This is a genomic window from Candidatus Protofrankia californiensis, assembly GCF_900634765.1.
GTDB classification, from domain to species: Bacteria; Actinomycetota; Actinomycetes; order Frankiales; family Frankiaceae; genus Protofrankia; species Protofrankia californiensis.
In genome coordinates, this window is the sequence record NZ_CAAAFT010000489.1 from 74,326 (window position 1) to 81,436 (window position 7,111).

At 67.8% G+C, this 7,111-nt stretch carries 4 protein-coding genes and 1 pseudogene; all 5 read left to right on the forward strand.

Annotation, left to right across the window (positions count from 1 at the left end; genetic code table 11):
- On the forward strand, positions 1-2,193 hold a 2,193-nt coding region (locus DD1DGNOD_RS25555), incomplete at its 5' end, for an ATP-dependent Clp protease ATP-binding subunit (RefSeq protein ID WP_241255987.1).
- Positions 2,194-2,404: 211 nt separating this feature from the next.
- Positions 2,405-4,048 carry a purple acid phosphatase family protein gene (locus DD1DGNOD_RS25560; RefSeq protein WP_131771186.1) on the forward strand — a complete coding sequence of 548 codons (1,644 nt, stop codon included), beginning with the start codon at positions 2,405-2,407 and terminating at the stop codon, positions 4,046-4,048.
- Between the two features lie 41 nt (positions 4,049-4,089).
- Positions 4,090-4,734: a histidine phosphatase family protein gene (locus DD1DGNOD_RS25565; RefSeq protein ID WP_165037035.1), complete on the forward strand. Its 645-nt coding sequence runs from the start codon at positions 4,090-4,092 to the stop codon at positions 4,732-4,734.
- 494 nt (positions 4,735-5,228) lie between these two features.
- On the forward strand, positions 5,229-6,473 hold the full coding sequence (locus DD1DGNOD_RS25570) for an XRE family transcriptional regulator (protein ID WP_131771188.1): 1,245 nt from the start codon (positions 5,229-5,231) through the stop codon (positions 6,471-6,473).
- Between the two features lie 320 nt (positions 6,474-6,793).
- Positions 6,794-7,111: pseudogene (locus DD1DGNOD_RS28435) on the forward strand (hypothetical protein); the annotation flags it as partial.

Consider the following 7,111-nt stretch of genomic DNA (forward strand, 5'->3'; position numbering starts at 1 on the left):
ACCGAGCACATCCTGCTCGGGCTGATCCGCGAGGGCGAGGGCGTGGCCGCCCAGGTCCTGGTCAAGCTCGGTGCCGACCTGAACCGGGTCCGCCAGCAGGTCATCCAGCTGCTGAGCGGTTACCAGGGCAAAGGCGACCCGGCGACCGCCGGCGCGCCGTCGGAGGGCACCCCGTCGACCTCGCTCGTGCTCGACCAGTTCGGCCGCAACCTCACCGCGGCGGCGCGCGAGTCCAAGCTCGACCCGGTGATCGGGCGCGAGAAGGAGATCGAGCGCGTCATGCAGGTGCTGTCGCGCCGGACCAAGAACAACCCGGTCCTGATCGGGGAACCCGGCGTCGGCAAGACCGCCGTGGTCGAGGGGCTGGCCCAGGCGATCGTCAAGGGCGAGGTGCCCGAGACGCTCAAGGACAAGCAGCTGTACACGCTCGACCTCGGTGCGCTGGTCGCCGGCTCCCGCTACCGCGGTGACTTCGAGGAGCGGCTGAAGAAGGTCCTCAAGGAGATCCGCACCCGCGGTGACATCATCCTGTTCATCGACGAGCTGCACACGCTCGTCGGCGCGGGTGCCGCCGAGGGCGCGATCGACGCCGCGTCCATCCTCAAGCCGATGCTGGCCCGTGGCGAGCTGCAGACGATCGGCGCGACCACCCTCGACGAGTACCGCAAGCACCTGGAGAAGGACGCCGCCCTGGAGCGGCGCTTCCAGCCCATCCAGGTCGCGGAGCCGTCGGTGGCGCACACCATCGAGATCCTCAAGGGCCTGCGGGACCGCTACGAGGCGCACCACCGTGTTTCGATCACCGACGCGGCCCTGGTCGCGGCGGCATCCCTTGCCGACCGTTACATCTCCGACCGTTTCCTGCCGGACAAGGCGATCGACCTCATCGACGAGGCCGGGTCCCGGATGCGCATCCGCCGGATGACCGCCCCGCCGGACCTGCGCGAGTTCGACGAGCGCATCGCGAACGTCCGCCGGGACAAGGAGTCCGCGATCGACGCGCAGGACTTCGAGAAGGCCGCCTCCCTGCGTGATCGGGAGAAGACCCTGCTGGCCGAGAAGGCCAAGCGGGAGAAGGAGTGGAAGGCCGGCGACATGGACGTCGTCGCCGAGGTGGGGGACGAGGAGATCGCCGAGGTTCTGGCGATCTGGACCGGTATCCCGGTGTTCAAGCTCACCGAGGAGGAGACCGCCCGTCTGCTGCGCATGGAGGACGAGCTGCACCGCCGCGTCATCGGCCAGCAGCAGGCGATCAAGGCTGTCTCCCAGGCGATCCGGCGTACCCGGGCGGGCCTGAAGGACCCCAAGCGTCCCGGTGGGTCGTTCATCTTCGCCGGCCCCTCCGGTGTCGGCAAGACCGAGCTGTCCAAGACGCTGGCGGAGTTCCTGTTCGGTGACGAGGACTCGCTGATCCAGCTCGACATGTCCGAGTACATGGAGAAGCACACGGTCTCGCGGCTGGTGGGCTCCCCGCCCGGCTACGTCGGCTACGAGGAGGGCGGCCAGCTCACCGAGCGGGTGCGGCGCAAGCCGTTCTCGGTTGTCCTGTTCGACGAGGTCGAGAAGGCGCACCCGGACGTGTTCAACACCCTCCTGCAGATCCTGGAGGACGGCCGGCTGACCGACTCGCAGGGTCGGCTGGTCGACTTCAAGAACACCATTCTGATCATGACCTCGAACCTGGGCACGCGGGACATCTCCAAGGGGCCGGGTATCGGGTTCGCGACGGGCGCCGGCGCCATCGACTACGAGCGGATGAAGGCGAAGGTCCAGGACGAGCTCAAGCAGCACTTCCGGCCCGAGTTCCTCAACCGGATCGACGACATCATCGTCTTCCACCAGCTGTCCGAGAACGAGATCATCCAGATCGTCGACCTCATGCTGGCCCGGGTGGACGTCCAGTTGAAGAACAAGGACATGGCGCTCGAGCTCACGCCGGCGGCGAAGGCACTGCTGGCCAAGAAAGGCTACGACCCGGTGCTGGGGGCCCGGCCGCTGCGCCGGACAATCCAGCGGGAGATCGAGGACGTCCTGTCCGAGAAGATCCTGTACGGGACGCTCAAGCCGGGCGAGATCGTGGTCGGCGACGTCGAGGGCGAGGGCGAGGAGGCGAAGTTCGTCTTCCGCGGCGAGCCGAAGCCCACTCAGGTCCCCGACGCTCCCCCGATCGACCTCGCCAAGTCCAGCGAGTAGGAGAGCGACAGGTCGGCTACGAAGGGGCGGTTCCGCTGCGGCGGGGCCGCCCCTTCGCTGTGGCGGAGCGCTTGCGAAGTCACCCCTTCGCCACCCGGGACCGTCCCGAACCGTCCAAAGCCGCACGGAGCTGTTCGAAGCGGTCCAAAGTGGTCCGGAGCCGTCCGGATCGGTCCGGCCATGTGGTCGCTGTCAGCAGTGAGGAGATCCGTTGGTCCTGCGTGCGGGAACACCCGTCGAACACCTCCATCTGACGTTCGGGCCGGACCCGGCCGTGTCGATGGCCGTGTCGTGGACGACGCCGCGGATGGTGCGGCGCCCACGGGTACGGTTCGGGAACGCGCCCGGGGGTCTCGACCGCGAGGTGCACGCTGTCACCCGCGTCTACACCGACGCCGTCACCGGCGAAGATGTGATCAATCACCACGCCCTGCTCACCGGGCTCGAGCCGGACTCCCGGTACCTCTACGAGGTGATCCACGACCGGATCGCCCGCACCGACGGCGGAACCCTGCGGACCGCGCCGCGCGGCCGGGCACCGTTCACCTTCACCTGTTTCGGCGACCACGGAACATCGGCGTCCTACGATCCGTTCGGCACACCGGCGTCCAGGAACGCCGTGACCGGCGTTGAACACGTCGGTTCGCTGTTCACCCTGGTCGCCGGTGACCTGTCGTACGCGAACCAGCGGCGCAATCCACCGCGGGCGTGGTCCGACTGGTTCAACATGATCAGCAGATCCGCGCGGCACCATCCGTGGATGCCCGCCGCCGGCAACCACGAGATCGAACGCGGGAACGGCCCGCTGGGCCTGACCGCCTACCAGAGCCGCTTCCTGCTGCCCGGAAACGCCACGGACTCCGACGAACCGGGCACGAACGGCACGCCAGCAGACCTGCTGGGCCTGTGGTACGCCTTCACGGTCGCGAACGCACGCTTCGTCGTCCTGCAGAACGACGACGTCTGCTACCAGGACGCGGGCACGGTGTACATCCGCGGTTACAGCGGCGGGCGGCAGCGGGCATGGCTGGAACGGACGCTGCGCCAGGCACGAGCCGACCCGGACATCGACTGGATCATCGTCTGCATGCATCAGACGGCCGTATCCAGCGCGGAACATCACAACGGTGCCGATCTCGGTATCCGGGAGCAGTGGCTACCGCTGTTCGACGCGTTCGGGGTCGATCTCGTCCTGTGTGGACACGAACACCACTACGAGCGGACGCATCCGCTGCGCGGAGTGGTCGAAGGATCGGCGGTGCTCACCCCGCATCCCGTCTCGACCGGAGAAGGTGTCGACAACGGGGTCAACGGGACGGTTGGCAACAGCGTCGACAGAGAAATTGACAAGGACGTCAGCAGGGATATCGGTGGTGATACTGACAGGGACGTGGCCAGAGACGTCGACACCGACGTCGTGGACACGTCATACGGGACGGTCCACATGATCCTGGGTACGGGAGGCTCCTCCTCACCGTCGGCCGGCAAGCTGCTCGACCCGCCTGCCGGTCGCGTGATCGTCGGTGTGGAACCGCGGGACTCCGACCCCACCCGGTTCCGCTCGGTCCACGCCCTTGAGCCGGCGCCGTGGCTGGCCCTGCGGGCGCCGGAGCACCCGTACGCGTTCGCGGGCTTCGAAGTCGATCCGGGCGAGGTGGGAGGGGTGACCCGCATCCGGGTGACCGTGTACGACCACTCGACCCCCACCCCCCTGCCCTTCGACACGTTCATGCTGGTCAGACCCTGTGCAGCCAGCGCCGACCGGACCGGTGACACGAGCAGCGGAGGCAGCATCGGGAGTTCTCCCCTGCCCGCTTGTGACCCTCCTGCGCCGGTGCGTACACCGGAACAGTAGGTCGAACAGGACATGTGTGAGATCGTGGCAGGGTGGGGGCGGTGGTGTGGCTGGTACGGCATGGCCAGAGCGAGTCGAACGCGGGCGCGCCCTGCGCGCTCCCCGGGGAATCCCCGCTGACCACCACCGGGTGGGCCCAGGCCCGTCTGGTCGCCACGGCCATGACCGAGCAGCCAACGATGATCGTTACGTCGAGATACCTGCGGGCCCGCCAGACGGCGATACCGGCCACCCAGCGCTTCCCGGCGGCACCCCTTACCGAGTGGCCGGTCGAGGAGTTCACCTACCTCGGTAGCCTCCACGGCCGGCTCATGACCAACGAGGAGCGCCGGCCGTGGGCCCGGGCCTACTGGACGGCGGCCGATCCCTATGCCGTACAGAGTCCGCACAGCGAATCATTCGCGGATATGATCGCCCGAGCGGACGCTTTCGTCCGGCGCGTCCGGGAATTACCGGCCGGATTTTTCCTGGTCTGTACCCATGGTGTGTTCATGACCGCCGTCGCCTGGACGCTGAGTGAGTCCCGATCTCATGCCGTCATGGACATGCGCGCTTTCCTCGACTTCCAGAAGTCACTCCGGATCACCAACGGATCAATCATCCGGCTGAATCCATGGTCAAGAATGACCGTCACCGCCCGGGACACGGCCGTCGACCACCTTCCGGCCCACCTCGTCACCAGGTGACAGCATCCCAGGTGACGGCATCGCAGATCACGGCATTCGCGAAGCAGCATCCTCAGGCGGGATCCCCAGGTCACGGCGTCCCCAGGTGGTGATATCCCCGGGCGGCGGTGCAGCCCTTCGGGACCGTCCCGAATGCTCGGATGGCCGGTGCGCCCAGCGTCGCCACACCGGCAGTCGTCAAAAAACCACAACCGTCAACCTCAATAGCATCAACACCCGGTCGACCGTTGAGTTTATTGCGCGACCGGAGGATATCGGGGGTTCAACGCAATCCTGAGGTACTTGTTCCGTCACGGGGCCTGTCGTACGCTGCACGCGCGGCAGTCGTCCGATGGTTTTGTCCAAACGGAATATTTTGGCACACCCGCCGGCGGTCGTCGCGACCGTCAAACGATGCATCAGCTCCTGCAGGGATCAACGATTATTGCCCGACGTGTCATCCGGACGGATGAAGGAAGACACTTCCCTGCATCGACGCTTGAGGAGGCCGGGCGTTGAGAGAACCCAGCAGTGTGCTCGGGCGGTCACGCGCGAGCCGGGAACTGGCGTCCCGGCGGCCTCGACGCGGCACGGCCGCCACCGCCGTCGCCACGGGTTTCGTTCACAACGGGATCACACCAGCCGCCGACACCGTGCAATGGACGCTCCAACGTCTGTGGGCTCCGGGTGGGCTTGCCGCCGCACTGGAGGAGGTCACCAGCCGCGGGCAGCAGTTCGTGCTCCCCAGTCTCACCGGCACGGCACTCGCCGCGGTCGTCCACCAGTGGCTCGTCGCCACCCCGGCCCGGTCCGTCGCGGTGCTGGGCGGCAGGCAGGTCCGCGACGCCCTCGTCGCCGGATTCGAGCAGCGCGTCGACTCGCTGCGGCGGATGGACGACGTTCTCGGCGGGGAGGACGTCCACGGGCTCGCTGTGTCGGAACTGCGGGTGATCGTCCGCCTGCTGCGTACCGGCGCATACAGCCAGGACCACCACGCCCGGCTGCACGCCGTCGCAGCGGAGCTCGCGCGGCTCGCGGGCTGGGCGGCGTTCGACAGCGGCCGGCACCAGGTGGCCCAGCAGTACTGGGTGGTGGCGTTGCGCGTCGCCCACGAGGCCGGTCAGCCGGCGATCGGCGCCAACATCCTGCGTTGCATGGCGGAGCAGGCCGTGCGCTTCGGCGACCCCGCCGACGCCGTCACCCTGCTGCAGGCGGCACGCGTGGGCGCCGCGGACGCCCTCACCGCCACCGAGAAGGCCATCATCGCCGGCTCGCTGGCCGTCGCCCACTCCCAGCTCGGCGACACCCACTCGGTGCACGCCGAGGTCACCGAGGCGTTGGCCCAGATCGAGCGGGCTGATCCGGCGATGGACCCGGAGTACGTCTATTGGTGCTCCCGTTCAGTGATCGAGTACTACGCCGGCAAGGCGCTGCTGTGTGCCGGTGACATCGCAGCGGCCGTCGGGTACCTCAGCCGTTCGGTTGATCAGCTCGACGCCGCCGCCTACCCTCGGGAACTGGTTCACCACAGCGTCTGGCTCGGCGTCGCCAAAGTCGACGCGGGTGATGTCGAACAGGCCGTGAGCCTCGGCTATCAGGCGGTCGAGCTCGCCACTCGGGTCTCGTCCGAGAACGCCAGGGTGGACGTACTGACGCTGTGCGGCGCAATCGAGATGGCCGGGCATCCGGGCGCGGCCGCGCTCGCCGACCATGCCCGCACCGCCCTGCGCGCCGGGACCGCGGCAGGCGTGAAACCATGACTATCGACCATGCCCGACCGCCGATCACGCCGCGTCCGCTGCCAACTACCATGAGCGGGACGTTTTCAGCCCCGTGACGCCGCCTCCGTAGTTGCCGGAAGCTGTTGCCGGCGGGATCATACCGGACGAGCAGACGCCGTCGTTGTGACACATCGTCGACACTGTTCGTCAGGGCCGATCGGACAGCATCGGTCACGCCTGTCGATATTGCGACACATCCATCAGCTGATCTGCATGGATGTCATTGGGTGGGTACAGGGGACGTCGGCGCCGACGTCCGCTAGCGTGATCGGAACACCCGCACGTGGGGGACGGAGGCCATGGACAATCCGGTGCTACCCATCACGCTGATAGTGGTGCTCCTGATCGGCGCGATTCTCTTTATCGTAGCCTCCAGCCGCAACCAACATCATTTCGGTCCGGGTTCCGGCCCGAAGTCGGGGCCGCGACGCTCCCCCGAGGCGACAGTGCCCGTGACGCGTCCAGGACAACGTCGGCGCCGACGCCAGCGCCAGGGAATCCTCGCGACGCTACGACGCTCGACCGCTACCTCCCGGGAGCGGACCCGCAGGACCGGTGCTGACGATCCGCCCGACTCGGCCGACTCGGCCGACTCGGCCGACTCGGCCGCCCCGCTC